Annotated in this window: 25 protein-coding genes and 2 pseudogenes; 9 read left to right on the top strand and 18 right to left on the bottom strand. The window is 72.8% G+C overall.

Annotation, left to right across the window (positions count from 1 at the left end):
• Positions 1-190: 190 nt before the first annotated feature.
• The 4 genes from ACFZDI_RS07915 to ACFZDI_RS07900 all read left to right on the top strand — a co-directional run bounded on the left by ACFZDI_RS07915 (position 191) and on the right by ACFZDI_RS07900 (position 4,219).
• Positions 191-772: a hypothetical protein gene (locus tag ACFZDI_RS07915; RefSeq protein ID WP_391248579.1), complete on the top strand. Its 582-nt coding sequence runs from the start codon at positions 191-193 to the stop codon at positions 770-772.
• A 110-nt stretch (positions 773-882) separates the two neighbouring features.
• Positions 883-1,851, top strand: coding sequence for an acetylxylan esterase (locus tag ACFZDI_RS07910; protein ID WP_391248577.1), 969 nt, complete (start codon positions 883-885; stop codon positions 1,849-1,851).
• Positions 1,852-1,963: 112 nt separating this feature from the next.
• Positions 1,964-3,130 (top strand): serine hydrolase, encoded by a 1,167-nt coding sequence (locus ACFZDI_RS07905; protein WP_391248575.1) that lies wholly within the window; start codon positions 1,964-1,966, stop codon positions 3,128-3,130.
• Positions 3,131-3,397: 267 nt separating this feature from the next.
• Entirely contained in the window at positions 3,398-4,219 is an 822-nt protein-coding gene (locus ACFZDI_RS07900; RefSeq protein ID WP_391248573.1) for an alpha/beta fold hydrolase, read from the top strand.
• 3 nt (positions 4,220-4,222) lie between these two features.
• On the opposite strand, the gene ACFZDI_RS07895 is transcribed toward ACFZDI_RS07900, so the two are convergent.
• Positions 4,223-4,966 carry a class I SAM-dependent methyltransferase gene (locus ACFZDI_RS07895; protein ID WP_234846972.1) on the bottom strand — a complete coding sequence of 248 codons (744 nt, stop codon included), beginning with the start codon at positions 4,964-4,966 and terminating at the stop codon, positions 4,223-4,225.
• A 4-nt stretch (positions 4,967-4,970) separates the two neighbouring features.
• Positions 4,971-5,534 (bottom strand): helix-turn-helix transcriptional regulator, encoded by a 564-nt coding sequence (locus ACFZDI_RS07890; protein WP_391248571.1) that lies wholly within the window; start codon positions 5,532-5,534, stop codon positions 4,971-4,973.
• 69 nt (positions 5,535-5,603) lie between these two features.
• Here ACFZDI_RS07890 and ACFZDI_RS07885 point away from each other — a divergent pair, with 69 nt between their 5' ends.
• The 4 genes and pseudogenes from ACFZDI_RS07885 to ACFZDI_RS07870 all read left to right on the top strand — a co-directional run.
• Entirely contained in the window at positions 5,604-6,002 is a 399-nt protein-coding gene (locus ACFZDI_RS07885) for a nuclear transport factor 2 family protein (protein WP_361115129.1), read from the top strand.
• A 68-nt stretch (positions 6,003-6,070) separates the two neighbouring features.
• The gene (locus tag ACFZDI_RS07880; RefSeq protein WP_391248568.1) at positions 6,071-6,898 is read left to right on the top strand and encodes a methyltransferase; all 828 of its coding nucleotides are present in this window, start codon (positions 6,071-6,073) and stop codon (positions 6,896-6,898) included.
• 243 nt (positions 6,899-7,141) lie between these two features.
• Complete coding sequence (gene rho / locus ACFZDI_RS07875) at positions 7,142-8,284, top strand: transcription termination factor Rho (protein ID WP_391248566.1); 1,143 nt, start codon at positions 7,142-7,144, stop codon at positions 8,282-8,284.
• A gap of 336 nt (positions 8,285-8,620) precedes the next feature.
• Positions 8,621-9,457: pseudogene (locus ACFZDI_RS07870) on the top strand (D-alanyl-D-alanine carboxypeptidase family protein); the annotation flags it as partial.
• A gap of 59 nt (positions 9,458-9,516) precedes the next feature.
• On the opposite strand, the gene ACFZDI_RS07865 reads toward ACFZDI_RS07870, so the two are convergent.
• The 14 genes and pseudogenes from ACFZDI_RS07865 to ACFZDI_RS07800 all read right to left on the bottom strand — a co-directional run.
• Positions 9,517-10,902: a glycosyltransferase 87 family protein gene (locus tag ACFZDI_RS07865; protein WP_391248564.1), complete on the bottom strand. Its 1,386-nt coding sequence runs from the start codon at positions 10,900-10,902 to the stop codon at positions 9,517-9,519.
• The gene (gene mptB / locus ACFZDI_RS07860) at positions 10,899-12,293 is read right to left on the bottom strand and encodes a polyprenol phosphomannose-dependent alpha 1,6 mannosyltransferase MptB (RefSeq protein ID WP_391249491.1); all 1,395 of its coding nucleotides are present in this window, start codon (positions 12,291-12,293) and stop codon (positions 10,899-10,901) included. The genes ACFZDI_RS07865 and mptB overlap by 4 nt, the downstream gene beginning before the upstream one ends.
• A 275-nt stretch (positions 12,294-12,568) precedes the next feature.
• Entirely contained in the window at positions 12,569-13,492 is a 924-nt protein-coding gene (locus tag ACFZDI_RS07855) for a glutaminase (protein ID WP_391248562.1), read from the bottom strand.
• Between the two features lie 43 nt (positions 13,493-13,535).
• On the bottom strand, positions 13,536-14,942 hold the full coding sequence (gene aspA, locus ACFZDI_RS07850) for an aspartate ammonia-lyase (protein WP_391248559.1): 1,407 nt from the start codon (positions 14,940-14,942) through the stop codon (positions 13,536-13,538).
• 122 nt (positions 14,943-15,064) lie between these two features.
• A complete protein-coding gene (locus ACFZDI_RS07845) occupies positions 15,065-16,081 on the bottom strand; it encodes an asparaginase (RefSeq protein ID WP_391249489.1) in 1,017 nt (338 codons plus the stop codon).
• 32 nt (positions 16,082-16,113) lie between these two features.
• Entirely contained in the window at positions 16,114-17,556 is a 1,443-nt protein-coding gene (locus ACFZDI_RS07840; protein ID WP_391248557.1) for an amino acid permease, read from the bottom strand.
• The gene (locus tag ACFZDI_RS07835) at positions 17,553-18,242 is read right to left on the bottom strand and encodes an FCD domain-containing protein (protein WP_391248555.1); all 690 of its coding nucleotides are present in this window, start codon (positions 18,240-18,242) and stop codon (positions 17,553-17,555) included. The genes ACFZDI_RS07840 and ACFZDI_RS07835 overlap by 4 nt, the downstream gene beginning before the upstream one ends.
• A gap of 175 nt (positions 18,243-18,417) precedes the next feature.
• Complete coding sequence (locus ACFZDI_RS07830; protein WP_391248553.1) at positions 18,418-19,254, bottom strand: undecaprenyl-diphosphate phosphatase; 837 nt, start codon at positions 19,252-19,254, stop codon at positions 18,418-18,420.
• 81 nt (positions 19,255-19,335) lie between these two features.
• Positions 19,336-19,683, bottom strand: a complete 348-nt coding sequence (gene crcB, locus ACFZDI_RS07825; RefSeq protein WP_391248551.1) for a fluoride efflux transporter CrcB — start codon at positions 19,681-19,683, stop codon at positions 19,336-19,338.
• On the bottom strand, positions 19,680-20,060 hold the full coding sequence (locus tag ACFZDI_RS07820) for a DUF190 domain-containing protein (protein WP_391248549.1): 381 nt from the start codon (positions 20,058-20,060) through the stop codon (positions 19,680-19,682). Before ACFZDI_RS07820 ends, crcB (ACFZDI_RS07825) begins: the two co-directional genes overlap by 4 nt.
• Positions 20,057-20,512 (bottom strand): fluoride efflux transporter CrcB, encoded by a 456-nt coding sequence (crcB, locus tag ACFZDI_RS07815; protein ID WP_391248547.1) that lies wholly within the window; start codon positions 20,510-20,512, stop codon positions 20,057-20,059. Before crcB (ACFZDI_RS07815) ends, ACFZDI_RS07820 begins: the two co-directional genes overlap by 4 nt.
• A 192-nt stretch (positions 20,513-20,704) precedes the next feature.
• Positions 20,705-21,664 (bottom strand): SMP-30/gluconolactonase/LRE family protein, encoded by a 960-nt coding sequence (locus ACFZDI_RS07810; protein WP_391248545.1) that lies wholly within the window; start codon positions 21,662-21,664, stop codon positions 20,705-20,707.
• Positions 21,665-21,713: 49 nt separating this feature from the next.
• A complete protein-coding gene (locus tag ACFZDI_RS07805) occupies positions 21,714-21,971 on the bottom strand; it encodes a helix-turn-helix transcriptional regulator (RefSeq protein ID WP_234846957.1) in 258 nt (85 codons plus the stop codon).
• Positions 21,972-22,150: 179 nt separating this feature from the next.
• Positions 22,151-22,312, bottom strand: a pseudogene (locus ACFZDI_RS07800) (glycosyl hydrolase 53 family protein); the annotation flags it as partial.
• A gap of 84 nt (positions 22,313-22,396) precedes the next feature.
• Between ACFZDI_RS07800 and ACFZDI_RS07795 the strand changes: the two are divergent.
• Positions 22,397-22,822 carry a MarR family transcriptional regulator gene (locus tag ACFZDI_RS07795; RefSeq protein WP_391248543.1) on the top strand — a complete coding sequence of 142 codons (426 nt, stop codon included), beginning with the start codon at positions 22,397-22,399 and terminating at the stop codon, positions 22,820-22,822.
• Here the strand turns inward: ACFZDI_RS07795 and ACFZDI_RS07790 are convergent.
• Both ACFZDI_RS07790 and ACFZDI_RS07785 read right to left on the bottom strand, forming a co-directional pair.
• A complete protein-coding gene (locus tag ACFZDI_RS07790; protein ID WP_234846955.1) occupies positions 22,819-23,217 on the bottom strand; it encodes an SseB family protein in 399 nt (132 codons plus the stop codon). The genes ACFZDI_RS07795 and ACFZDI_RS07790 overlap by 4 nt on opposite strands.
• A gap of 340 nt (positions 23,218-23,557) precedes the next feature.
• On the bottom strand, positions 23,558-25,525 hold the full coding sequence (locus tag ACFZDI_RS07785; protein WP_391248540.1) for a heavy metal translocating P-type ATPase: 1,968 nt from the start codon (positions 25,523-25,525) through the stop codon (positions 23,558-23,560).
• Positions 25,526-25,632: the final 107 nt, after the last annotated feature.

Below are 25,632 nucleotides of genomic sequence, written 5' to 3'. Positions count from 1 at the left end.
CCCGGGCACCCAGCCCGGGGTTTCGGCCGGTCGCTCCTGCCGTGCAGGTGGCCGTGGAGCGATCGACGGGTGCCGGACGGGGTACCCGGTCGGTGAGGGCACTCGCACGCGTGACGTGACGTGGAGGGACGGCGGCGCACCGCACGGCCGGTCCGGCCCTCCGGCCGCGACGACGGCAAGGAGGCGGGCAGTGCGGATCCCGAAGGGAAACTGGCGCCGGCGGCGCAGTCCGCTGCGGCGCCGGTCGGACGTCGTCGAGGCGTGGACCGTGCTGGTGGTCGCCGTCCTCCTCCTGGTGGGCGCGCCCCTGGCCGGGGTGGCCGCCGCCCGGTGGGCCCACGGCGAGGCGCGGTCGCTGGCGGTGGAGCAACGGGCCGAGCGGCACCGGGTCCGGGCCGAGGTGGTCGGGAGGAACGACTCGCTGCCGTCGGTGCAGGCCGGCGGACAGCGCGCCTACCGGGCCCCCGTGCGCTGGACGGAACCGGACGGCGCCACGCGCACCGCGACGGCCCGGGTCCCCGCCGACACCCGGCAGGGCGAGACCGTGGACGTCTGGTTCGACGATCGGGGACGCAGTGCGGCGCCGCCGTTGGACGGGGCGGCGGTGTGGCAGCACACCCTCACCGTCGGGACCTGCGCCGCGGGCGCGACGGTGTTCGTGGTGCTCTTCGGCCACTTCCTGGTACGCCGGGTGGCGCTGCGCCGGCGGATGGCCGAGTGGGACCGGGCGTGGGCCCGTACGGAGCCGGAGTGGACACGTCGCAACGCCTGACGGGCGGGCCCCGGCGCATGAGGACACACGCCTGGCCCGCCCTCCGACCCCACCCGTAGGGTGATCATCCGCACGGCCCCGTAGCTGCTTCTCACCGAAGGCGGTCCCGCATGGCCCTGTTCGACCTTCCGCTCGACGAGCTCCGTGCATACCGCAGCGTGGCCGACGAACCCGAGGACTTCGACGCCTTCTGGTCCAAGACCCTCCAGCAGGCGCGTGCACACGACCTGGACGCCCGCTTCGAACCGGTCGACACGGGCCTGACCACGGTGCGGGTGTTCGACGTGACGTTCGCGGGCTTCGGCGGTCACCCGGTCAAGGGCTGGCTGACGCTCCCGGCCGGCGCGGACGGCCCGCTGCCGCTGGTGGTGGAGTTCATCGGTTACGGCGGCGGGCGCGGCCTCCCCCACGAGCACCTGCTGTGGGCGTCCACGGGCCGGGCGCACTTCGTGATGGACACCCGCGGGCAGGGCAGCGCCTGGGGCGGGGGCGGCGGTACGGCGGACCCGGTGGGCGGCGCGCCCGCGTACCCCGGTTTCATGACCCGTGGTATCGACGCCCCGGAGAACTACTACTACCGCCGGGTCTACACGGACGCGGTGCGTGCCGTGGAGGCGGCCCGCTCCCACCCCTCGACCGACCCGGAGCGCACGGTGGCCGTCGGTTCCAGCCAGGGCGGCGGCATCACCATCGCGGTCGGCGGGCTGGTCCCGGACCTGGCGGGCATCGCGCCGGACGTGCCGTTCCTGTGCGACTTCCCGCGCGCGGCGACGCTCACGGACCGGCACCCGTACCGGGAGATCGGTCTCTACCTCAAGACCCACCGCGGTCGCACCGAGGACGCTCTGCGCACGGTGTCGTACTTCGACGGCGTGCACTTCGCCGCCCGCGGCCGGGCCCCCGCGCTGTTCTCGGCCGCCCTGGAGGACCAGACCTGCCCGCCGTCGACCGTTTTCGCGGCCTTCAACGCCTGGGCCCACGACGACAAGGCGATCGAGGTCTACGACTTCAACGACCACGAGGGCGGTGGGCCCTTCCAGCAGGCGGTCAAGCTGCGCTGGATGGGCTCGTACATCTGATCCGGCCGTTTCCCTGCGCCGGACTTCCGCGTGGTCCGACCCGTCGGTACGTTCATCGCGCCCGGGCCGCGACGCGGTGCCCCGGGCCCGGGACGGTCGGCGGAGGGGGCTCATGTCCGAGTTCGGGACACAGGTGCACGGTCAGTGCGACGCGCGCTTCACGGCGGTACGCGAGGCGTTCGAGGAGAACTTCCGCAAGCGCGGTGAGCTGGGCGCCGCGGTGACCGTCATCATCGGCGGCCGGACGGTGGTGGACCTGTGGGGCGGCTGGGCGGACGCGGCGCGCTCCCGGCCGTGGGAGCGGGACACCCTGGTCAACGTGTGGTCCACCTCCAAGGGGCCGGTGGCGTTGTGCGCGCACATCCTCGCCGACCGGGGGCTGCTGGACCTGGACGCGCCGGTGGCCCGGTACTGGCCCGAGTTCGCGGCGGCGGGCAAGGAGAAGGTGCTCGTCCGGCATCTGCTGTCCCACCGCGCCGGTCTGGCCGGTCTGCGGGAGCCGCACTCGCTGGAGCAGCTCTGCGACTGGGAGCTGACCACGCAGCGGCTCGCGGCGACCGAGCCCTGGTGGGAGCCGGGCACCCGGTCCGGCTATCACGCGCTGACCTACGGGCATCTGGTCGGCGAGGTGGTACGCCGGGTGTCGGGGCGCAAGCCGGGGGCCTTCCTGGAGCGGGAGGTGACCGGCCCGCTCGGCCTGGACTTCCGCATCGGCCTGCCGGAGGAGGACGCCGGCCGGGCGGCCGAGCTGGTGCAGGCGCCGACCACGGGCAGCAGTGAACATGCCTCGGTCTTCGCCCAGTTGGTGCCGGCGGCCGTCGCCGCGCTGACCAACCCTCCGGTGTCCGCCGCCGAGGCGAACACTCCGCAGTGGCGGGCCGCGGAGATACCGGCGGCGAACGGGCACGGCACCGCGCGTGCCGTCGCCGGGCTGTACGGCGTCTTCGCGGGCCTCGGTACCCACGGCGGCCACCGCCTGCTGTCGCCCAAGGCGGCCGAGCGGGTGCGCGAGGGGCAGGGCAGCTGCCGGGACCTTGTGCTCGGCGCCGGTTTCGAGCACGAGACGGAGGTCGGCCTCGGGGTCTGGCTCAGCGGCCCCGCCGGCTCGTACGGACCCAACCCGCGCGCTCTCGGGCACGACGGTTTCGGCGGCTCCTGCGGGCTCGCCGACCCCGAGGCGGATGTGTCCCTGGGCTATGTGATGAACCGGATGGGGCCCCGTATCGCCGACGACCCGCGCAAGACGGCTCTGGTCGGGGCCCTGTACGGCGCGCTGTGAGGGGCTCCTCCCGGGATGAGGTCGTCGGTGCGCGTCACCCGGCGGGTGCACGGCCGCTACGCGCGCCACTGGAGATCACCGGTCTCGTGAGGGACGCCCAACGGGACGGGTCCGTCCACGAGTTCACCCTGCCGGGCCGGGAGGCGCCGTCCGCGGACGGTAGCCCTCGCTCACCCGTTCGGCGGACTGCCCACGCGGGCTCGTGGAGATGACGGAGATCATCGAGAGACGGCACGGCTTCCCCGGCGAGTCCCGAGAGGATCACCCATGACCATGTTCACGACCTCCGACGGCACCGAGCTCTACTACAAGGACTGGGGCGAGGGGCAGCCCGTGGTGTTCAGCCACGGCTGGCCCCTCAACGCGGACGCGTGGGACGGACAGGCCCGGCTGGTCGCCGAGCACGGCTTCCGCGCCATCGCCCACGACCGCCGCGGGCACGGCCGCTCGGGCCAGCCCTGGCAGGGCAACCACATGGACCGGTACGCCGACGACCTGGCCGAGCTGATCGAGGCGCTGGACCTCCACGACGCGGTCCTGGTGGGGCATTCCACCGGCGGCGGCGAGGTGGTCCGCTACATCGGGCGGCACGGGACCGCGCGGGTCGCCAAGGCCGTGCTGCTGGGGGCGGTGCCGCCGCTGATGCTGCGCACCGAGGCCAATCCGCAGGGCACGCCGAAGGAGGTCTTCGACGGGATCCGCGCCGGCGTGGCGGCGGACCGCTCGCAGTTCTACTGGGACCTGAGCGAGAGCTTCTACGGCTTCAACCGGCCCGGCGCCGCCGTCTCGGAGGGGGTGCGGAGGGCCTTCTGGAGGTGGAGCATGCAGGCCGGTCTGAAGGGCGCCTACGACTGCGTGGCGCAGTTCTCCGAGACCGACTTCACGCAGGACCTGGGGCACATCGACGTGCCGACGCTCGTCGCGCACGGGGACGACGACCAGATCGTGCCCATCGCCGCGTCGGCCCACCGCACCTCGCAGCTGATCGGGGACGCGACGCTGAAGGTGTACCCGGGCGCCCCTCACGGCCTGGTCGGCGACTACGAGAAGGCGTTCAACGACGACCTGCTGAACTTCCTGCGCGGCTGACCCTCACGCCGGCAGCCGGGCCGGGTCCGGCAGCCGCGCCATGACCAGACGCACCCGGGGGCTGCCGTCCGGCCGCCGACCGAATTCCGGCAGGGCGAGCAGCTCCACCCGGAAGCCGGCCTCCGTGAGTTCGCGTCGCACGGCCGCCAGGCGGAACGTGCGGTAGTACATGACGAACGGAGGCCGCCAGAGCGCGTTGCGCACCCGCATCACGGTGTCGAAGCCGAGCAGTGCCCAGGAGCCGGGCGAGCCCGGGCGGGGCGGGGCGACCAGCGGGAAGGCGAAGCAGCCGCCCGGCCGCAGCACGGAGCGGACCTGCGCGAACAGCCCGGGCAGTTCGCGGGGAAGGAAGTGCCCGAAGGCCCCGAAACTGACCACGAGGTCGAAGGCGGGCCCGAAGGGCAGCGCGCGGGCGTCGGCCCGGACCCAGGAGACCGGCGGGCCCGGCGTCCCGACCCGCTCGCGTGCGACCTCGAGCATGCCCGCGCTGAAGTCGACACCGGTCACCCTCTCCCGGCACACCCGCGCCAGCACTCCGACGCCCGCCCCGGTACCGCAGCACAGATCGAGTCCGGCGTCGAAGGGCCCGGTCCGCCGCAGTGCCGAGCCGACGGCGTCGAGGACCGCGTCGGGTGTCCGGAACGGCGTGTGGTCGAACTTCGGCGCGAGGAGGTCGTAGCCGCGCTCGACGGACGACAGCGCCTGGACGGCGAGTTCGCGCAGACTGGGGCCTTCGGGGCTGAACATCGGCTCAGCCTAGGGGAGCCCGCTGCCGCAGGACGGTGAGTACGCGCTCGCACCAGCGGAGGTTCTCCTCCTCGAAGCCGATGCCGCCCATCAGCGTGAGGTACGGGCCGACGCGGTCGGTCTCCCGGAGGTACTCCGCCTCGGTGCGGCCGGCCAGGAGGCGTTCGCGCACCCGCCGGTAGCGGGCGAGCTTGCCGCGGGACCACGCCTCACGCTCCTCGACCAGCGCACGCGTGGCGTCCGGGTCCACGCCGTCCATGGCCTGGATCTTGATGAGGAGTTCGTCGCGGATCGCGGTGGGCCGACGGGGCGGCGTGGCGGCGAACGCGTCCAGGTCCCGGCGGCCGGCCTCGGTCAGCGTGAACATCCGTTTGTCGGGCCGCCGTTCCTGGCGCACCACCCTCGCCTCGATCAGTCCGTCCTGCGCGAGACGCTCCAGTTCGCGGTAGAGCTGCTGGGGAGTCGAGGCCCAGAAGTTGGCCAGCGACACGTCGAACACCTTGGACAGCTCGTACCCCGAGGCCTCGCCCTCCAGGAGGGCCGCCAGGACGGCGTACTTGAGAGACATGTGGACACCGTACCAAGGGATGATTAATCTACTCCGCACCTACTCAACAATGCGACTAAGGCGGTTTCGATGCGTGCATTCCGAGAGGCGATCGAGAAGCTCGACCTCGACGCCGCCGAGGCGCTGCTGGCGCCGGACGTCGTCTTCACCAGTCCGGTCGTGTTCAAGCCGTACACCGGCAAGGCGATCACTGCGGCGATCCTGCGTGCCGTCTCCGGGGTCTTCCAGGACTTCCGCTACGTGCGCGAGATCAACGACGTGGACGGCCGCGACTCCGCCCTGGTCTTCACCGCGCGTGTGGGCGACCGGGAGATCAACGGCTGCGACTTCATCCATGTCGACGAGGAGGGGCGCATCGACGCATTCACGGTGATGGTCCGTCCGTTGTCGGCGGCCCAGGCTCTGGCGGCGGCCATGGGCGAGCAGTTCGAGCGGATCGCCGAGGAGGCGCGCTCCCGTTCGGTCTGAGCGCCACGCCCCGGGCCCGTTCCCGCGTTCTCCCGGCACCGGCGGCCGGTTCGCGGTTGGATGTCCCCATGACGTCCGTCGAGCACGAGCGGCTGATGCGGGCCAACCAGGCGAACTGGGACGCCCGCACGCCCGTCCACCTCGCCAGCCGCTTCTACGGTCTCGACCAGGACCTCGACCCCGGGCGCTGGTTCGCCCCGTTCGAGTGGGAGGACCTCGGCGAGCTCGCCGGGCGTGACGTGCTGCATCTGCAGTGTCATCTCGGGACGGAGACGATCGCCTTCGCGCGGCGCGGCGCCCGGGCCGTCGGCCTCGACTTCTCCGAGGCGTCGGTGGCGGCCGCCCGGGACATCGCGGCGAAGGCCGGAGCGGACGTGACGTACGTCCGGGCGAACGTGTACGACGCGGTCGAGGCGCTGGGCGGGCGGCGGTTCGACGTCGTGTACACCGGCAAGGGCGCCCTGTGCTACCTCCCCGACCTCAGCCGGTGGGCGGAGATCGTCGCCCGGCTCCTGCGTCCCGGCGGCCTGCTGTACGTCGTCGAGTTCCACCCCCTGCTCCACGCGCTCGGGCCGAAGCCCGGTCCGGGCGAGGGGCCCGAGCTGCTGTTGCGCCACGACTACCTGGGCGGCGCCGGTCCGGTGCACCGCGACGGGACCCACACCTACACGGACGGCCCGGCCGTCGAGGGCGCCACGGACAGTTACGAGTGGCCGCACGGAATGGGTGAGGTCGTGAACGCGTTGACGGGAGCGGGACTCGCCGTGCGGCGACTGCGGGAGGGCGACGAGCTTCCCTGGCCGCGCTGGCCGCAGATGGTCCGCACGGAGTCCGGCTGGTGGCGGCTGCCCGAGCCGCGCATTCCGTTGCTGTACGGGCTACTGGCCACGCGTTGAGGTAACGGCTTGCCTCCACCGCTTTCGGTGGTACAGTGCGAACAGCACTCGTGCACGCCCCTGTTGATGGGCGCCGGTGCTGTTTCTTCTCTCTCCTTTCTTCCGGCACCACGACGTGTTCGTCGTACCCGAGGTGCTGTTTCCCCGCCGCCCGGAGGCGTGCCACAGGCCCTCCCCTCGCGGCCTCTCCCCCCTTCCTCGCATGTCCCCGTGCCTACCGTCCGTGAAAGGACACCCACCACCATGACCACCACACTCGAAAGCCCGTCCGTCCAGCAGCAGTCCCCGGACCGGACCGTGTCCGGTGTCCTCGACATCGACACGCACGGCAAGGGGCACCTGCGCGGTGAGAACTGCCTGCCCTCGCCCGCCGACGCCGTGGTCTCCCCCGCGTTGATCCGCCGGTACGGCCTGCGCAAGGGCGACCTCGTCGAGGGCGTGACCGGCGACCGGCGCGCCCTGACCGACGTCGCACGCGTCGGCGGGCGAGCGCCCGTCGGCCTGCACGGGCGGCGCCACTTCCTGGACCTGACGCCGCTGCACCCGCGCGAGCGGCTGCGGCTCGAACACCCGGCGGCCGGCCTCGCCGGACGCGTCGTCGACCTGCTGGCACCCGTCGGCAAGGGCCAGCGCGGGCTCCTCGTGGCCCCGCCCAAGACCGGCAAGACCGTCCTCCTCCAGCAGGTCGCCGCCGCCGTCACCGGCAACCACCCCGAGGCCCGGCTGATGATGCTGCTGCTCGACGAGCGGCCCGAGGAGGTCACCGACATGCGGCGCTGCGTGCGGGGCGAGGTGTACGCCTCGACCTTCGACCGCAGCGCCAAGCAGCACATCGCGCTCGCCGACCTGGTGATCGAGCGCGCCAAGCGGCTCGTCGAGGCCGGTGAGGACGTCGTGGTCCTCCTCGACTCGCTGACCCGGCTGTGCAGGGCGCACAACAACGCAGCCGCCTCCGGGGGCCGCATCCTCACCGGGGGTGTCGACGCGTCCGCGCTGACCGGCCCCAAGCGGTTCTTCGGCGCCGCCCGGTCGGCCGAGGAGGGCGGTTCGCTCACGATCCTCGCGACGGCCCTGGTGGAGACCGGTTCGCGGGCGGACGACTTCTACTTCGAGGAGCTGAAGTCCACCGGCAACATGGAGCTCCGGCTGAGCCGGGACCCGGCGTCCCGGCGCGTGTTCCCGGCCGTCGACATCACCCTCTCGGGCACGCGCCGCGAGGAACTCCTGCTGCGTCCGGCCGAGTTGGCGGCCGTCCACGGCCTGCGACGCGTGCTGCAGGGCCGGGACGGCCAAGGCGGTCTGGAGACCCTCCTGGAGCGGATGCGCGAGACGCCGGACAACGCGACGTTCCTGCGCCGCATCCAGCCGACGCTGCCCTCGGGCTGACGCGAGGGGCCGCTTTCCGCAGGATCTCGCGGGGCGTGCGGGTCATCGAGCGCGACCGCCCCGACGTCGGATCGATGAGGAGCAGCTCCCCCGAAGGCGTAGCCGCCGTCGCCCGTCCACGCGAGGCGCCCCAGGGTCTCCGACCAGGACGGCGATCGCCCTCGTCTCGCTGACGGCGACGGCCGAGGGCACGCCGATCTCCGCGAAAGGGAGGTCGCCGAAGACCCGGCGGACGGTCACAGGGTCGGGCACGGGAGGTCATCCATCCGGGTGCTGGGGCGTGGAGTGCGGGCCCGTCGTCGCCGTGCGGAGCATCTCCGTTCCTACGTTGATCACATGATCAACGGATTCTCTTGCCGGGTGACCGCGTGGGCCGGTGCGCTCTGCGTCGCGGGGCTTCTGGCGCTGACGCCCGCGGCGGCGGCCGACTCCGGCGGGGCCGAGCCCACGCCGCCGGGCGGGCCCAGGGCCGCGGCCCCGCACCCCTCCCTGCTGTACCGACCCGGCACGCAGGTCCGCCTGCGCACCGGCGTGGCACGTCTCCCGGAGGTCTCCGCACTATCCTGGCTGGTGGCCGACGACCGAACCGGAGAGGTGCTCGCCGCCCACAACGCGCACCGCAAGCTGCCCCCGGCCAGCACCCTGAAGACCCTGTTCGCCCTCACCGTGCTGCCCGGGCTGCCGGCGGGCGTCCGGCACACGGTCCGCGAGCGGGAGCTGCGCGGCATCGGCGCCGGCAGCAGCCTGGTCGGGGTCGAAGAGGGCCACACGTACCGGATCTCCGACCTGTGGCGCGGTGTCTTCCTCAACTCGGGCAACGACGCGGTGCACGTCCTGGCCGAGCTCAACGGCGGCTGGCGGGTCACCGCCCAGCAGATGCAGGCCAAGGCCCGGTCCCTCGGTGCCCGCGACACCCACGTGGTGTCACCCGACGGCTACGACGCACCGGGCCAGGTGTCGTCGGCGTACGACCTCGCCGTGTTCGGCCGGGTGGGGCTGCGCAACCCCGACTTCGCCCGGTACTGCGCCACCGTCGAGGCCACGTTCCCCGGCGGCGGCAGCGGGTCGTACCCGATCCTCAACACCAACCGGCTGCTGAGCGGCGCCAAGGGGGTGAAGCCGTACCGGGGGCTCATCGGCATCAAGAACGGCTACACCTCCAAGGCGGGCAGCACGCTCGTCGCGGCGGCCCGCCGGGAGGGGCGCACCCTGGTCGTGACCGTGATGAACCCTCAGGAGGGCGGCGGGTCGGCCGTGTACGAGGAGGCCCGTTCACTGCTCGACTGGGGTTTCACGTCGGCGGGGAAGGTCGAGGCGGTGGGCTCGCTCGGTGCGCCGGGCACGTCCGCGCAGCCGGCCATGACGACGCCGCCCGCGGTCGCGGCGGCCGTTCGGCAGCAGCACGGGTCCGTCTGGACGGAGGCGGGGATGATCGCGGGCGCCGCCGGTACGGGCGCGGCGGTCGTGGTGCTGGTGCTGCGGCTTCCGGTCCGCAGACCCGGGCGGAGCTGACCCGCGGGCAGCCACAGCAGCAGACCGAGGGTGATCCAGGCGTAGGTGTTGCCGCCCAGGAACCCGTCGACGCCGGACGCGTCGTCGAACCACAGCCACACCACACTGGTGCACAGCACGGCGTACAGGGCGCCCGCGACCCGGAGGCGTCCCGCGCGGACCAGCACGGCGAAGGCGGGCAGCAGCCACACGAGATGGTGCACCCAGGTGATCGGGCTGACGAGACAGGCGGCGAGACCGGTCAGGGCGAACGCCGCCGTCCAGTCCCCCGCCGCGACCGCCCGGCGGGACCGCATCGCCCACACGCCGAGGACCAGCAGCACCACCAGGGCCCACACCGCGCGGTCCGGTTCGCCGAGCCGGGCCAGGATGCCCTGCACCGACTGGTTCGAGACGTAGCCGAGGCGTCCCACGCGGTCGGTGTCCCACAACGCGCGCGTCCAGTAGAAGCGCGAGGCGCCCGGGTCCACCCAGGCCGCGAGGGCCGTGGCGCCGAGGGCCACGGCCGTCGCGAGCGCCGCCGCGCGCCTGCGTCCGGCCACCAGCAGCAGAGCGATGAACAGCGCCGGCGTGAGTTTGATCGCCGCGGCGAGACCGATGCCGACGCCCGCCAGGCGCCCGCGCCCGGTGGCGAGCAACGTCGCGTCGGTGAGGACGAGCGCCAGCAGCAACAGATTGACCTGGCCGAAGCTGAGGGTGTCGCGGAGCGGTTCGAACAGGGCGAGCAGACAGGCCGTCAGGGCCCAGGCGAACCAGCCGTGACGCCGCCAGGACGGTCCGGCGAGCAGCCGCAGGATCACGGCCAGCGCGGCCAGGTTCAGCAGCAGGGCCGCGGCGATCGCCGTGTGCAGCCCCAGCAGGGCCATCGGCAGCATGGCGACCGCGGCGAACGGCGGGTAGGTGAAGCCGTACGTCGTGCCGGGCACCCGGTAGTCGTAGAGGCGGCCGCCGTAGTGTGCCCAGGAGTCGATGCTGCCGTAGTAGACGCGCAGGTCGAACCAGTCGCGCAGCAGCGGCACGGTCGCGGTGAAGACCGTCACCAGCGTGGCGAGGGCGAGCACCAGCAGCAGCCGGCCGCGGTCGGTGCGGGGCAGGGCCGGGGTCATGCCGCGCCGCCCGGTGCGGGGGCGAGTTCCGCCTGGTGGGCCTGCCACAGCACGACGACCGCGAGGGCGCCGCCGGAGACGGCCGGCACGAGTTGCCCCGTGTCCGCCGGACCGCCGCCGGGCAGCACGGTCAGCGCGAGCACGCCGGTGACGGCCGCCGTGCGGTGGCGCACGGACGTACTGGGTGCGGCGGCGGCGATGAGGAACAGACCCCACAGGGCGTACCACGGGCGGATCGCCGGCCCGAGCGCGGCCATCGCCGCCAGGGACAGGCCGAGTGCGTACACCGGCCGCAGGCGCAGCCGCAGCCAGATCAGCGCGATCGCGATCACGGCGGCCACGATGCCCAGCGCGTGCCAGGCGGGGAGCGCCAGGGGCGCGAGATCGCTGCCGAGGTGCTCCAGCAGGGCCTGCGTGACGCGGCCGAGGAGAGTGGTCAGGGCCCAGTTCTGCGGGGAGACGGGGGTGTTCAGGGCGCCGACCCAGCCGTACCCGGTGCCGGCCACGGCCGTCGTGGCGGCGGTGGTCGCCGCTGCCGCGACGGCGGTCGTCACGAGGGCCTTCGCCGGGCGGCGGCCCGCGCGCATCTGGAGGGCCACCACGGCGGCGAGACCGAGGACGGCGGGCGCCTTGACCAGGGCGGCCAGGGTGACGAGGACAGCGCCGAGGACCGGCCACCGGCCGAGCGCCGCCACCAGGCCGACGCCGAGCAGCCCCAGCATGACGGCGTCGTTGTGGGCTCCCGCGACCAGGTGCAGCAGGACGAGCGGGTTGAGGGCGCCCAGCCACAGCGCGGCGGACGGGTCGGCCCCGCTGTGCCGGGCGAGGCGGGGCAGCGCGGCCGTCATCAGGGCCACGCCGGCGAGGGCGACGACCCGCATCCCGAACAGCCCGGCCGGCAGTTCGCCGCGGGTCAGTGCCGACAGCGCCCCCGCGACGGCGAGGAACACCGGGCCGTACGGGGCACCGGTGTGCCGCCAGAGCGGGGCGACCTCGTCGGCGAGCGGACCGCCGAGCCGGGAGGGCCCGTACGCGTAGACGTCCAGGTGCGCATCGACCATCGCTCCCTGGGCGAGGTAGCTGTAGACGTCCCGGCTGAACAGCGGCGGGGCGAGGAGCAGCGGGGCCGCCCAGGTGGCGAGGACGAACAGCAGGGAGCGGGGCTCCGGCGGTCTCGGCCCGCGGACCAGCCGGCCCAGCAGCAGCCAGGCCGCGAGCAGCAGGACGACGCCGAAGTACACGCCGACCAGGCCGAGGGCGGCGCGCGCGGAGGCGGGGTGGAGCAGGTCCGCCACGGGCAGGGCGCCGGCCGTCTCACCGCCCAGGGCGAGGCAGGCGGTTCCGGCCAGACCGAGTGTCCGGCAGCGGCGGAGATCGACGGGGAGAGCCATGGCCGACACACGGGCAGCGTGTCAACGGCGGATGGCCGAAAGGGGACGCTCCCCTCTCCGCGGGGCGGCCCGCGCGTGACCGCCCGGTGCACACCGGCCGATGAGTTCCGGCCACGGCGGGAGGCCTACCGGCATAAGCGGACCGACGAACGGACGTGCTCCCATGACCAGCACCTCGGCGTACGCGCCTTCAGCCCCGGCGGCCTGACCGCCCTGGAGGTGGGGGCGCGCCTCATTGACCCCACGCACACGGCGCTCACGCGGCGCACGGGTGGTCAGAACACCGACAGACCGGTCAGGGTCGTGAACCGGTCGAGGGCCGCGACGCCCGCCACCGAGTTGCCCCGCTCGTCGAGGCCCGGGCTCCACACGCACAGGGTGCAGCGGCCGGGGACGACCGCGATGATCCCGCCGCCCACACCGCTCTTGCCGGGCAGGCCGACCCGGTAGGCGAAGTCGCCCGCCGCGTCGTACGTGCCGCAGGTCAGCATGATCGCGTTGATCTGCTTGGCCTGGCTGCGGGTGAGCAGACGGGTGCCGTCGGCGCGGATGCCGTGCCGGGCGAGGAAGCCCGTGGCGAGGGCGAGATCGGCGCAGGACGCGGCGATCGAGCACTGCCGGAAGTACTGCTCCAGGAGCGTCGGCACGGGGTTGTCGATGTTGCCGTAGGACGCCATGAAGTGGCCGAGCGCGGCGTTGCGGTCGCCGTGGGCGGTCTCGGACGCGGCGACCTCCTGGTCGAAGCCCAGGTCGGGGTTGCCGCTCTCGGCCCGCAGGAACGCCAGCAGTTCACCCGACGCGTCGCCGGTGCGGGTGTGCAGCCGGTCGGTGACGACCAGGGCGCCCGCGTTGATGAACGGGTTGCGCGGGATGCCGTTCTCGTACTCCAGCTGGACGAGGGAGTTGAAGGGGTTGCCGGAGGGCTCGCGGCCCACGTGCTCCCACAGGACGTCACCCTCGCGGGCCAGGTCGAGGGCGAGGGTGAAGACCTTCGTGAGGGACTGGGCGGAGAACGGCTCCCGCCAGTTGCCCACCCCGTACACCGTGCCGTCCGGCTCGGCGACGGCCATGCCGAAGCTGCGCGGGTCGCGGGCGGCGAGCGCCGGGATGTAGTCGGCGGGCCGGCCGCGGCCGGGGGTCCGCTCGATCTCCTCGGCGATGCGCTCCAGGACCGGCTGGAAGGTCGTCGACGACGTCATGATCGCTATTGTCCCTCCGCCGGTCCCGGTGCGCTCCGGCAGGTCAGGCCGGGGTCCGGCCGCTGCCGGCGAGGACCTCGGGGCGCAGCAGGCCGGCGAGGGTCTCGGCGGGGAGCAGGCCCTTCTCGAGGACGAGTTCGGCCACGCCCCGGCCGGTGGCGAGGGCTTCCTTGGCGATGTCGGTGGCCGCCGTGTAGCCGATGTGCGGGTTGAGGGCGGTGACCAGGCCGATGGAGTTCTCGACGCTCGCGCGCGCCTCGGTGTTGGCGGTGATGCCGGACACGCAGCGCTCGGCCAGGGTCAGGCAGGCGCTCTGCAGATGCGTGACGGACTCCGACAGCGAGTGCAGGATGATCGGCTCGAAGGCGTTGAGCTGGAGCTGTCCGGCCTCGGCGGCCATGGTGATGGTGACGTCGTTGCCGATGACCTCGAAGGCGACCTGGTTGACGACCTCGGGTATGACCGGGTTGACCTTGCCGGGCATGATGGACGAACCGGCCTGCACGGGCGGCAGGTTGATCTCGCCGAGGCCGGCGCGCGGGCCGGAGGACAGCAGCCGCAGGTCGTTGCAGCTCTTGGACAGCTTGACCGCGATGCGCTTGAGCACGCCGGACATCTGCACGAAGGCGCCGCAGTCCTGGGTCGCCTCGACCAGGTTGGCCGCCGTCACCAGGGGCAGTCCGGTGATGGCCGCGAGGTGGCGGCGGGCCGCTTCGGCGTAACCGGCGGGGGCGTTGAGGCCGGTGCCGATCGCGGTGGCGCCGAGGTTGATCTCGTGGATCAGCAGGACGGCCTCGGCGAGCCGGGACCGGTCCTCGTCCAGCATGACGGCGTACGCGGAGAACTCCTGGCCCAGCGTCATGGGCACCGCGTCCTGCAACTGGGTGCGGCCCATCTTGAGCACGTCGCGGAACTCGACGGCCTTGCGGGCGAACGTCTCCTGGAGGACGGACATCGCGTCGAGCAGCCCGCGCACCGCGAACACCGTCGCGATCTTGACGGCGGTCGGGTAGACGTCGTTGGTGGACTGGCCGAGGTTGACGTCCTCGTTGGGGTGCAGGAACCCGTACTCCCCCTTGGCGTGACCCAGCAGCTCCAGCGCCCGGTTCGCCACGACCTCGTTGGCGTTCATGTTGGTGGAGGTGCCGGCGCCGCCCTGGACGACGTCGACGACGAACTGGTCGTGCAGCTTGCCGTCGCGGATCTCACGGCAGGCCTCGACGATGGCGGCGGCCTTCCTCGGCTCCAGCAGGCCGAGTTCCTCGTTGGCGAGGGCGGCGGCCTCCTTGACGGCGGCGAGGGCGTCGATCAGGTGCGGGTAGGCGGAGATGGTCATGCCCGTGATGGGGAAGTTCTCCGTGGCCCGCAGGGTGTGCACACCCCAGTACGCCTCGGCGGGAACGTCACGGTCACCGAGCAGATCGTGCTCGGAGCGGGTGGCGGCGGTCATGACGGTGAGGGGCCTCTTTCTGAGGGAAGTGAGGGTGGTTGCGCGCCCTTCGGGGGCGCGGGGAACTGCGCGATCAGCCACATGGGCGCCGCAGCCTCCGGACGGGAGAACCCGGCACGCCGTCAGGCGCGGTCAGCACCGGCGACCGGCTCCAGCGAGCGAACGGGCCGCACACGCCCGACCTCCCGCCCACCACCGAGCAGCGGCTCACCCGCGAACTCGGCGAGCAGCTCCGGGTCGACACCGGCCCGGGCCAACGCCGCGGCAGCCACCGGCACCCGGGCCCGGTTCGCCCCGTCGGCGATCTTCACCGCCACGGCCCGCCCGTCGGGCAGCGCGGCGACCTGGACACCCTCGAAACCGTCCTTGGACAGCAGCCCCGGCACGGCCCGCATCAGCGCGGCGACGTCCCGCCCGGAGCCGGAGGCCATCTCGGCGTGTTCGCGCATGGCGTCGGCGACCCGGGCCTCGGGCGTGCCCGGCGCGGCGGTGACGATCCGGGCGGTGGCCCGGGCCAGTCCGTGCAGGGAGAGGGAGAACAGGGGCGCGCCGCAGCCGTCGACGGTGACCTGGGCGATGCGCTGCCCGGTGAGGTCCTCGACGATCTCGGCGACGGCCTGCTGGAGCGGGTGGCCGGGGTCGAGGTAGTCCTCCAGGGGCCAGCCGTTGAGGGCGCAGGTGTAGAGCATCGCCGCGTGCTTGCCGGAGCAGTTCTGGGCGAGCCGTGAGGGCAGTCGGCCCTCGCGCACCCAGGCGTCCCGGACGACCGGGTCGAACGGCAGGTCCGGGACGTTGCGCAGGTGGCCCTCGGTGAGCCCGGCGAGTTCGAGGATGCGCCGGGCCCCGGCGAGGTGGCGTTCCTCGCCGGAGTGGCTGGCGGCGGTCAGCGACAGCAGCTCGCCGTCGAGGGGCAGCCCGGCACGGACCATGGCCACGGCCTGGACGGGCTTGATCGCGGAGCGGGGGTAGAAGGCGGCCTCGATGTCTCCGATCTGGAGCCGGACCTCTCCGTCGGCGTCGAGGACGACGACGGAGCCGTAGTGGATGCCTTCGGTGATTCCGCCGCGTATGAGGTGGGCGACGGGGGCGTGGAGGGGTTCACGGACCAGGGGTGCGTCCGCGAGTGAACTGCTGTACATCACTGCCTGCTTCTCGGGGAGCGGCGCGTTCCTCACGCGTCGGCTCCGCTGGTGGACTTGGGTGCGATACGGCCGCGTATGGCGAACCATCCGCCGACCAGGGCTCCGACGATCAGCGGCAGGCACAGCACGGTGGTGCGTCCCGCGCCGCCGTCGGCGTACATGAGGACCAGGACGGAGGCGAGGAAGGCCAGCGTCACGATCTCGGTCCAGGGGGAGCCCGAGAGCCGGTAGCCCGGGCGGGTCAGCTCGCCCCTCTGGGTCTTCTGCCAGAAGAGGAGGTGACAGATCATGATCATGCCCCAGGTGGCGAGGATGCCGATCGCGGCGAAGTTCAGCACGATCTCGAACGCCTCGGCGGGCACGACGAAGTTGAGGCCGACGCCCAGGACGCAGATGCCGCTGGTGAGCAGGATGCCGCCGTAGGGGACCTGGCTGCGGCTCATCACGGAGGTGAACTTCGGCGCGGATCCGGCCATGGCCATGGAGCGCAGGATGCGGCCTGTGGAGTAGAGGCCGGAGTTGAGGGAGGACATGGCGGCCGTGAGGACGACGAGGTTCATCACGCCGCCCGCCGCCGGGACACCGATGTTGGACAGCACCGTCACGAAGGGGCTCTCCCCGGCGGTGTACTTGTTCCACGGCAGCAGCATCGACAGCAGCACGACCGAGCCGACGTAGAACACGCCGACACGCCACATGATCGAGTTGATCGCCTTCGGCATGATCTTCTCGGGGTTCTCGGTCTCACCTGCGGCGACGCCGACCAGTTCGACGGAGGCGTAGGCGAAGACGACGCCCTGGATGATCAGCAGCATGGGCAGCAGGCCGTGCGGGAAGACGCCGCCGCTGTCGCCGATCAGGGACGGGCCCGGGGTGTGGCCGTCGACGGGGTGCTGGGTGACCAGCAGGAAGATGCCGATGCACATGAAGACGACCAGGGCGCCGACCTTGACGATCGCGAACCAGAACTCCAGCTCGCCGAAGATCTTCACCGAGATCAGGTTGACGGTGAGGACGACCGCCAGCGCGATCAGCGCGATCACCCACTGCGGTATGTCGGAGAACATGCCCCAGTAGTGGGTGTAGGTGGCGACGGCGGTGATGTCGGCGATGCCGGTGGTCGCCCAGTTGAGGAAGTACATCCAGCCGGCGGTGTAGGCGCCCTTCTCCCCCATGAACTCGCGGGCGTAGGAGACGAAGGCGCCCGAGGAGGGCCGGTACAGCACGAGTTCGCCGAGGGCGCGCACGACGAGGAAGGCGAAGAGGCCGCAGACCGCGTAGGCGATGAAGAGGGACGGGCCGGCGTCGGCGAGACGGCCGCCGGCGCCGAGGAACAGGCCGGTGCCGATGGCTCCGCCGATGGCGATCATGTTGACGTGCCGGGACTTCAGGGACTTGCTGTAGCCCGCGTCTCCGGCGTCGACATGGATGGAACGTTTCTGCACCTCATCGTGCAGGGACTGCTCGCTCACGCCTCGGTTCCGCCTTCCATGGGGGTTTCCGTGGGGGTGTCCGTGCGCGAGGAGCGCACGATGTCGGTGAGGGTGGTCTCGACGCGGTCGAGGTGGTGGGCCATGGCCTCCACCGCGTCGTTCTCGGAACCGTCGGTCAGCGCTTCGACGATCGCCCGGTGCTCGCGGTTGGACTGCTCGCGGCGGCCGCCCAGCTCGTTGAGGAAGGCGGACTGGCGGGCCAGGGCGTCCCGGATCTCCTCGATGACCCGGCGGAAGACCGGGTTCTGGGCGGCCTCGGCCACGGCGAGGTGGAACAACGTGTCCATGGCGACCCACGCGGTGGTGTCCGTCTCCCGCTCCATCCGCTCCAGCAGGTGGGCCAGGTGGTCGAGGTTCTCCGGGGTGCGGCGCCGGGCCGCGTACCCGGCGACCGGGATCTCGACGTGGCGGCGCACCTCCAGCAGGTCACTGGCCGCGTAGTCACCGAAGGTGGGGTCCTCGACGGTGCTGGCCACGACGAAGGTGCCCTTGCCGGTGCGGGAGACGGTCAGGCCCATGGTCTGCAGGGCCCGCAGCGCTTCGCGCAGCACGGGCCGGGAGACCTCCAGGGTGCGGCAGAGCTCGGCCTCGGAGGGGAGCTTGTCGCCGATCGCGTACTCGCCGCGCTCGATGGCGCCGCGCAGGTGCGCCAGCACCGCTTCCATGGCACTGATGCGACGCACAGGCTGTCCGGCTGTCCGGCTGTCTGACAGGTTCACGGGAGAGATACTCCGGGCGACGGGAGGCGGCTGTCAAGAGGGTGCCCGAAAGGGGCGCGGGGAACTGCGCGACGAGCCGCGACGGCGCCGCAGATGGACGACGGCGCCTCCCGGCAGACGCTCAACTGTGCAGCACACCCGCTCCGAGCAGCCCGAACAGCAGCACGCCCACCACGATCCGGTAGATCACGAACGCGGTGAAGGAATGCTTGGCGACGAACTTCAGCAGCCAGGCGATCGAGGCGTAGGCCACGACGAACGAGACGAGCGTGCCGACGGCCAGCGGCGCCGCGCCCGCCCCGGTGCCCAGGGCGTCCTTGAGCTCGTAGAGGCCGGCGCCGGTCAGCGCGGGAATGCCGAGGAAGAACGAGAGCCGGGTGGCGGCGACGCGGTCCAGATCGAGGAGCAGCGCCGTGGACATGGTGGCGCCGGAGCGGGAGAAGCCGGGGAAGAGCAGGGCGAGGATCTGGGAGCTGCCGACGAGCATCGCGTCCCTGAACGAGGTGTCGTCCTCCCCGCGCTTGTGCCGGCCCCTCCGGTCCGCCGCCCACATGACGCCGCTGCCGACGATCAGCGAGCCGGCGACCACCCACAGCGAGGCGAGCGGACCCTCGATGAGCGGTTTGGCGGCGAGCCCGACCACGACGATCGGGATCGTCGCGCAGATGACCCACCAGGCGAACTGGTAGTCGTGCCGGTACCGCTCCTCCCGGTTGCGCAGGCCCCTCCCCCAGGCGGAGACGATCCGCACGATGTCCTTGAAGAAGTACACGAGCACCGCGGCGATCGCACCGACCTGGATGACGGCCGAGAACCCGACCACGGCGTCGTCGTCCACGGGGATGCCCATCAGCCCCTCGACGATCTTCAGATGGCCGGTGGAGGAGACGGGCAGGAACTCGGTCACCCCCTCGACGGCTCCGAGGACGACAGCCTGACCGACGCTGATGACGCTCATGGGATCCAGTTCTGCTCGGGAGCGGGAGCGGAGGGGACCGTCTTACTACACCCGGACGAGAACGGAGCCCATGGACGCGCCTCACAGCCGCGCCAGGGCCGCCCCCGCGAAGGCCGCGGCGAGGCCGGCCGTCGCGCTGAGCACGACGTTGAGGGCGGCCTGCAGCCGCGCCCCGGTCTCCGCCAGCCGCAGCGTCTCGTAGGAGAACGTCGAGTAGGTCGTCAGGGCCCCGCACAGGCCGGTGCCGAGCAGCAGCTGGAGGTGGGTGGCGGCGCCCGTGAGCAGGCCGAGGATCAACGACCCGCAGACGTTGACCGTCAGGGTGCCCCAGGGGAAGACCGAGTCGTGCCGCGCCTGGACCGCGCGGTCGGTGAGGTAGCGCAGCGGGGCGCCGACCATCGCGCCGCCGACGACCAGCAGCCAGTTCACAACCAGTTCTTACCCTTCGTGTCGGCCGGGCCGGGATCGTCCCCGGGGCCGGTGTACCGGATCACTTCACACTCGTCGAGGGTCACGAGCCCCTCGGTGACGATGTCGTCGAGGTGCGGGAGGAACGCGCGGACGCGGAGCTCGGTGTCGACGATCACCACGGCGACCGGCAGGTCCTCGCTGAGGGACAGCAGCCGCGAGGTGTGGATCAGGGAGGAGGCGCCGAAGCCCTCGATGCCCCGGAAGACGCTGGCGCCCGCCAGTCCGGCCGCGTGGGCCCGGTGGACGATCTCGGAGTAGAGGGGCCGGTGGTGCCAGGTGTCGCTCTCGCCGACGAAGACGGTCAGGCGCAGGGCCCTGGCGGTCTGTCTCGTCATCTCTGCCTCCTCTTCAGGACGCGGCGGGTCGTCCCGGCGGCGAGCCACACCGCCGTGAGGGCCGCGAGCGGGGTCGTGACCAGGTAGGCCAGACCGGTGGCGGCCTGACCGCCGTCGACGAGCCGCCGGATGTCGACGGCGTACGTCGAGAAGGTGGTGAAGCCGCCGAGGACGCCGGTGCCGAAGAAGGGCCGGACGAGGGGATGGGGGGTCCCGACCTCGGTGATGATCACCATGAACACGCCGATCACGGCGCAGCCGGCGATGTTGACCCCGAAGGTCGTCCAGGGGAAGCCGCCCGCGGGCGAGGGCCACCAGAGGGAGGCGGCGTAGCGGGCTGTCGCCCCCACTCCCCCGCCGAGCGCCACGACGGTGACGACGGGCGCCTGGGCGCGCCAGGAGGGCCGCCGCGGGGTGGAGGCTCGCACGTGGAGGCTCTCGGGGGATGTCATGGGGGTGCGTCTCCTACTCGCCGGGAGCCCGGGGTCGTGCGGGCGCGTGCCGTCGCAAGTAGGGACCGTTGGCGGCGTCCTTGCCGCGGTTCGGGTACGGCGGGCCCCACCGCCGCGCCGCGACGTCAGCCGCGGCCGGAGTTCAGATTAACCCCGGGGCCGAACGGGGTCACTCCGAGGCTGCGGTGAGGGTCACTTCGGGGCGGGTGGTTCGCAGACGGCGACGCCGCGTTCCCAGAGGCTGCCGAGGATCAGGTGGCCGCCCGCTTCGCAGACGCTGGTGGGCATGCGATAGCCGGAGTGGCGGCGGCCGAGGTGGTGGACGAGGCGGCCCTGGTCGTCATAGGCCTGGAGGGCGATCGTGCCGACCGGGCGGAACGGGGCGTGTACGGCGGCACGGGCGGCGGCGGCCCGGACGCCGGGCGCCCTGCGGTGGAGCAGTTCGAGGGCCGGGACGCGGGGCCCGGCGAGCGCGACCCAGATCGGTCCGTCGGGTGCGCCGCGCCAGAGGTTGTCGGGCATGCCCGGGAGGTCCTCGGCGAACGGCTCGCCGCGTCCGGCCCCGGGCCCGGTGAGCCGGAAGCGCAGGAGCCGGCGTGCGCCGGTCTCGGCGACGACGAGGAAGGACTCGTCGGCTCCGACGGCGACGCCGTTGGCGAACTGCAGCCCGTCCAGCACCACCTCGGGACTGTCACCGCCGGGGGCGAGCCGCAGCAGCCGTCCCGTCCCGGTGTGCTCGACGATGTCGCCGATCCACTGCTCCAGGGGGTAACGGCGGCTGGAGACGGTGAAGTAGACGCTGCCGTCGGAGAGGGACACGACGTTGCTGCAGAAGCGCAGCGGCTCGCCCGCCACCGAGTCGGCGAGGACACGGACGGTGCTGTCGCCGGTGCCCACGCGCAGCAGCCCGCGTGCCGCGTCGCACACCAACAGGTCGCCGTCCGGCAGGAGTTCGAGCCCTAGCGGCCTGCCGCCGGTCTCGGCGATCACCTCGACGCGGGCCGCGACCCGATCGCCGAGGCCCTCGAGCCGCAGGATGCGGCCGTCCGCGACGCCGGTGAGGACGCGGCCGCGCGGGTCGGCGACCACGTCCTCGGGGCCGGGGCCCACGGCGACGTAGTGGCGCGGGACGAGTGCCGTGGGTCGGTCCATCGCGTGCGTGTCCTTCACCGTCGGGAGTGATACCGCGGTACCGGGTCGCCTACCAGCCCTTTTCAAACATGCGGGCGACCTCGGCGATCCGGATGTCGTCGCGGTGGTAGTGAACCCGGCCCGCGGACCTGCTGGTGCGCAGCATGCCGGTGGCCTCGAGTAGCCGGAGATGGGTGACGGCGACCGGGCGCGGCAGCGAGAACCGCTCGGCGACGGCGTCCGCGGTGACACCGTCCGCCGCGGGCCCGGGCTCCTTCAGCCAGGCCAGGATGCGCAGCCGCGTCTCGTCCGTGGGAGTCCTCAGCATGTCGTGCCCCTGCCTCGCGGCTTCGCGCTCACCGCGTCCTCCCACTGTCTCGCAGCGGGGGCCGCCGTGTCCGGCACTCGGCATGCTTGTCCGATACCGAACTGCCCTGTCGTGCGCAGGACTTCGGACAGATGCGCGGACGGCGGGCAGGACCCGGCGGCGGGCCCTCCCCGGTGTGCTCAGCGGTGCCGGAACCAGGGCATCGACGACTGCGGGCGGCCGTCGTGGCCGAACAGCGCCTGGTTCTCCCTGGCGTTGCCTCAGGCCGCGTCGGTCGGGTCCCAGCCGTTGCCGCCCACGGCGGTCCAGATGGCCTCCCAGGAGAAGACGCCCAGGTCGAGGCTCTCGGGCGGGAGCCGGCGCAGGCGCGCCGGAGACGATCCATGCGCGGTCATTGAACCCTGCACCGGTGTTACCGTTCCCCTATGGCGGCGAGTACGGCTGGTGGACAGCTCGAGGAACGGTGGCGGGACATCCTGTCGGCGCACGCGCGCACGATGTGCGAGATCGACCGGGCGCTGCATCCGCACGGCCTCGGCGCGTCCGACTTCGAGGTCCTGGACCTGCTCGCGACCGCCGCGCCCGAGGAGGGCGAGCAGTGCCGGGTGCAGAACCTCGTGGGGCGGGTCCACCTCAGCCAGAGCGCGCTGTCCCGGCTGATCGCCCGGCTGGAGAAGGACGGCCTGGTGACGCGGTCCGTCTGCGCGGAGGACCGGCGGGGCGTATGGGTCTCCCTCACGTCGAAGGGCCGTGACCTGCACACCGAGGTGCTGCCACTGCAGCGGGCGGCCCTGAGCCGGGCACTGGGCGGCCAGCCGCCCAGGCCCGGATCGACCCGGTCGTCCGACTAGCGGGCCAGCAGGGTGCGGACTCCCTCCGAGGTGAGCGTCAGCCGGTGCTCCGAGCTGCCGTCGATGGTGAGCGACAGGTCGTCGGCCGGCCACTGGGCGGCGAGGGCGCCGAGCGGCACCATGCGGTAGCGGGAAACGAACGGCAGCAGCCCGGCCATCTCCACCTCGGAGGTGAACACGGGCACCACCGGTTCGCCGCCCGGCTGCTCCAGCACGGGCAGCGCCACCGCCGAGGGGTTGGCGGCGTCGGCGTCGGCCGCGTCGTCGGGCACGGGGATGAGCACGTCGCTGTTGGCGAGCGCGTCCAGAGCCGCCGCGTCCTCGGTGTTCTCGGCGAGGACGTCCAGTGCCCGCTGGGCGGGCGTGGGCGTGGGGTCGTTTGCAGGTGTCTCCATGGCACATTCCCTGGTAGCGGCGGTCGTGCGGCCTGCCCGGGGCAAGATCCGCCCCGGGTACGGTCCTGCTCGCGTACCCGAACGGCAACGGGGCAATCCTGGCGGATCTTCAGGGTTCGTGGGAGCCGCGGGGAGATCCTGTGGCCGGTGCCCGTGGACCTGGCCGTACGGGGAGCAGCGCCCCGCCACCGCCACGCTGACCGGCGCCCGTCAGCCGTCTCCCGCAACGGCCCGCTGCACAGACCGGCGCCCGTCAGCCGTCTCCCGCAACGGCCCGCTGCACAGACCGGCGCCCGTCAGCCGTCTCCCGCAACGGCCCGCTGCGCCGACCGGCGTTCGTTCAGCCGTCTCCCCCCGCCACAGCCCGCTGCCAGGCCCCCTCCCGCAGCAGCCGCAGCCCGTTCAGGCCGACCAGGACCGTGGAGCCCTCGTGGCCCGCGACGCCCAGCGGCAGCGGCAGGTCACCGGCCAGGTCCCAGACGACGAGACCGGCGATGAACACCCCGGCGATCACGAGGTTCTGCACGACCAGCCGACGGGCGCGGCGGGACAGGGCGACGGTGGCGGGGACCGCGGCGAGTTCGTCGCGCACGATGACGGCGTCCGCGGTCTCCAGGGCCAGGTCGGAGCCGGCCCGTCCCATGGCGACACCGGTGTGTGCGGCGGCCAGGGCGGGTGCGTCGTTGACGCCGTCCCCGACGACCAGCACCTTGCGGCCCGCGCCCTCCATCTCCTTGACGGCCGCCAGTTTGTCCTGCGGCAGCAGCCCGGCGCGCACGTCGTCGATCCCGGCCTCGGCGGCGAGGTGCGCGGCGGCGCGGGGGTTGTCGCCGGTGAGGAGCACGGGGGCGGTGCCGGTGAGCCGGATGAGGGCGGCGACCGTGGCGGTGGCGTCCGGGCGCAGCCGGTCGGCGACGCCGAGCAGTCCGGCGGGGGTGCCGTCCACGACGACCAGGACGGCGGTGCGGCCGGACTCCTCCAGTTCCGCGGCCGGGCCGACGGCGTCGTCCGCCAGCCGGGCCGGTGCGCCGACTGCGACCGTACGGCCGCCGACCACGGCGGTGACCCCCACACCGGGCGCGGAGGTGAAGTCCCGCGCGTCGGGCAGGTCGAGGCCGCGTTCGCGGGCCGCGTCCACGACCGCCCGGGCCAGCGGATGCTCACTGGGCCGTTCGGCGGCGGCCGCCAGGGTCAGCAACTCCCGCTCGTCCAGGCCGGATCCGGGCAGCGGCCGGACGTCGGTGACCCGGGGGCTGCCCTCGGTGAGCGTGCCGGTCTTGTCCAGCGCGACCGCGTCGACCTGGCCGAGCCGCTCCATCACCACGGCCGACTTCACCAGCACACCGTGGCGTCCGGCGTTGGCGATGGCCGACAACAGGGGCGGCATGGTGGCCAGCACCACCGCACAGGGCGATGCGACGATCATGAAGGTCATGGCGCGCAGCAGCGAGTCGGTCAGCTGTGCGCCGAAGGCGAGCGGCACCAGGAAGACGGCCAGGGTCGCGGCCACCATGCCCAGCGAGTAACGCTGTTCGACCTTCTCGATGAACAGTTGCGTGGGCGCCTTGGTCTCGGACGCCTCCTGCACCATGCGGACGATCCGGGCGATCACGGAGTCCGAGGCGTCGCGTTCGACCCGGAGGCGCAGCGCGCCGGTGCCGTTGAGGGTGCCTGCGAAAACCTCGTCGCCCCGCTCCTTCGGTACGGGCAGCGGCTCACCGGTGATGGTCGCCTGATCCACCTCGCTCGCTCCGTCGAGCACACGTCCGTCGGCACCGACGCGCTCGCCGGGCCGAACAAGAACGGTGTCGCCGACCTGCAACTCCTCGACGGCTACGGCCTGTTCCTCACCCGCCGCGCTCAGCCGGGTGGCGGTGGCGGGGGCCAGGTCGAGCAGGCCTCGGACGGAGTCGGCGGTGCGGGCCGTGGCCAGGGCCTCCAGCGCGCCCGAGGTGGCGAAGATGACGATGAGCAGGGCGCCGTCCATGACCTGCCCGATCGCGGCCGCGCCCAGAGCGGCGACGACCATCAGCAGATCCACGTCGAGGGTGCGTTCCCTGAGCGCCTTCAGCCCCTCCCACCCCGGCTCCCACCCGCCCGTGACGTACGACAGGGCGTACAGGGGGCCCCAGATCCAGGCGGGGACGCCGGTCAGCTGCAAAGGCAGCGCGAGCAGGAAGAGGACGGTGGCCGCGGCGGCCCAGCGCGCCTCGGGGAGCGCGAGGACACGGGTACGCCGCCGGGCCGCCTCTCGGGTGCGTGCGGGCTTCGCCCGTTCGACCGGTTGCGGCGCGAGCGTGGAGGTCATCAGGGGTCCTTCTGGCGGGGTCGCGTGGCCACCTCACCATACAGGAACACATGAAGACTCATTCATGCCTTCATGTGACGGCGATGCACGCCGCCCCGGCACAGCGC

The sequence above is a fragment of the Streptomyces sp. NPDC007907 genome (assembly GCF_042959365.1).
GTDB lineage: Bacteria > Actinomycetota > Actinomycetes > Streptomycetales > Streptomycetaceae > Streptomyces > Streptomyces indiaensis.
Note: the sequence above shows the minus strand (reverse complement) of the source record. Positions and strands in the feature narration are given on the sequence as shown.

Coding starts and splice junctions, on each gene's coding strand:
- ACFZDI_RS07910 (WP_391248577.1), top strand. CDS start 883: ATGGCCCTGTTCGACCTTCCGCTCGACGAGCTCCGTGCATACCGCAGC.
- ACFZDI_RS07905 (WP_391248575.1), top strand. CDS start 1,964: ATGTCCGAGTTCGGGACACAGGTGCACGGTCAGTGCGACGCGCGCTTC.
- ACFZDI_RS07900 (WP_391248573.1), top strand. CDS start 3,398: ATGACCATGTTCACGACCTCCGACGGCACCGAGCTCTACTACAAGGAC.
- ACFZDI_RS07895 (WP_234846972.1), bottom strand. CDS start 4,966: ATGTTCAGCCCCGAAGGCCCCAGTCTGCGCGAACTCGCCGTCCAGGCG.
- ACFZDI_RS07890 (WP_391248571.1), bottom strand. CDS start 5,534: ATGTCTCTCAAGTACGCCGTCCTGGCGGCCCTCCTGGAGGGCGAGGCC.
- ACFZDI_RS07885 (WP_361115129.1), top strand. CDS start 5,604: ATGCGTGCATTCCGAGAGGCGATCGAGAAGCTCGACCTCGACGCCGCC.
- ACFZDI_RS07880 (WP_391248568.1), top strand. CDS start 6,071: ATGACGTCCGTCGAGCACGAGCGGCTGATGCGGGCCAACCAGGCGAAC.
- rho (WP_391248566.1), top strand. CDS start 7,142: ATGACCACCACACTCGAAAGCCCGTCCGTCCAGCAGCAGTCCCCGGAC.
- ACFZDI_RS07865 (WP_391248564.1), bottom strand. CDS start 10,902: ATGACCCCGGCCCTGCCCCGCACCGACCGCGGCCGGCTGCTGCTGGTG.
- mptB (WP_391249491.1), bottom strand. CDS start 12,293: ATGGCTCTCCCCGTCGATCTCCGCCGCTGCCGGACACTCGGTCTGGCC.
- ACFZDI_RS07855 (WP_391248562.1), bottom strand. CDS start 13,492: ATGACGTCGTCGACGACCTTCCAGCCGGTCCTGGAGCGCATCGCCGAG.
- aspA (WP_391248559.1), bottom strand. CDS start 14,942: ATGACCGCCGCCACCCGCTCCGAGCACGATCTGCTCGGTGACCGTGAC.
- ACFZDI_RS07845 (WP_391249489.1), bottom strand. CDS start 16,081: ATGTACAGCAGTTCACTCGCGGACGCACCCCTGGTCCGTGAACCCCTC.
- ACFZDI_RS07835 (WP_391248555.1), bottom strand. CDS start 18,242: ATGGAAGCGGTGCTGGCGCACCTGCGCGGCGCCATCGAGCGCGGCGAG.
- ACFZDI_RS07830 (WP_391248553.1), bottom strand. CDS start 19,254: ATGAGCGTCATCAGCGTCGGTCAGGCTGTCGTCCTCGGAGCCGTCGAG.
- ACFZDI_RS07820 (WP_391248549.1), bottom strand. CDS start 20,060: ATGACGAGACAGACCGCCAGGGCCCTGCGCCTGACCGTCTTCGTCGGC.
- crcB (WP_391248547.1), bottom strand. CDS start 20,512: ATGACATCCCCCGAGAGCCTCCACGTGCGAGCCTCCACCCCGCGGCGG.
- ACFZDI_RS07810 (WP_391248545.1), bottom strand. CDS start 21,664: ATGGACCGACCCACGGCACTCGTCCCGCGCCACTACGTCGCCGTGGGC.
- ACFZDI_RS07805 (WP_234846957.1), bottom strand. CDS start 21,971: ATGCTGAGGACTCCCACGGACGAGACGCGGCTGCGCATCCTGGCCTGG.
- ACFZDI_RS07795 (WP_391248543.1), top strand. CDS start 22,397: ATGGCGGCGAGTACGGCTGGTGGACAGCTCGAGGAACGGTGGCGGGAC.
- ACFZDI_RS07790 (WP_234846955.1), bottom strand. CDS start 23,217: ATGGAGACACCTGCAAACGACCCCACGCCCACGCCCGCCCAGCGGGCA.
- ACFZDI_RS07785 (WP_391248540.1), bottom strand. CDS start 25,525: ATGACCTCCACGCTCGCGCCGCAACCGGTCGAACGGGCGAAGCCCGCA.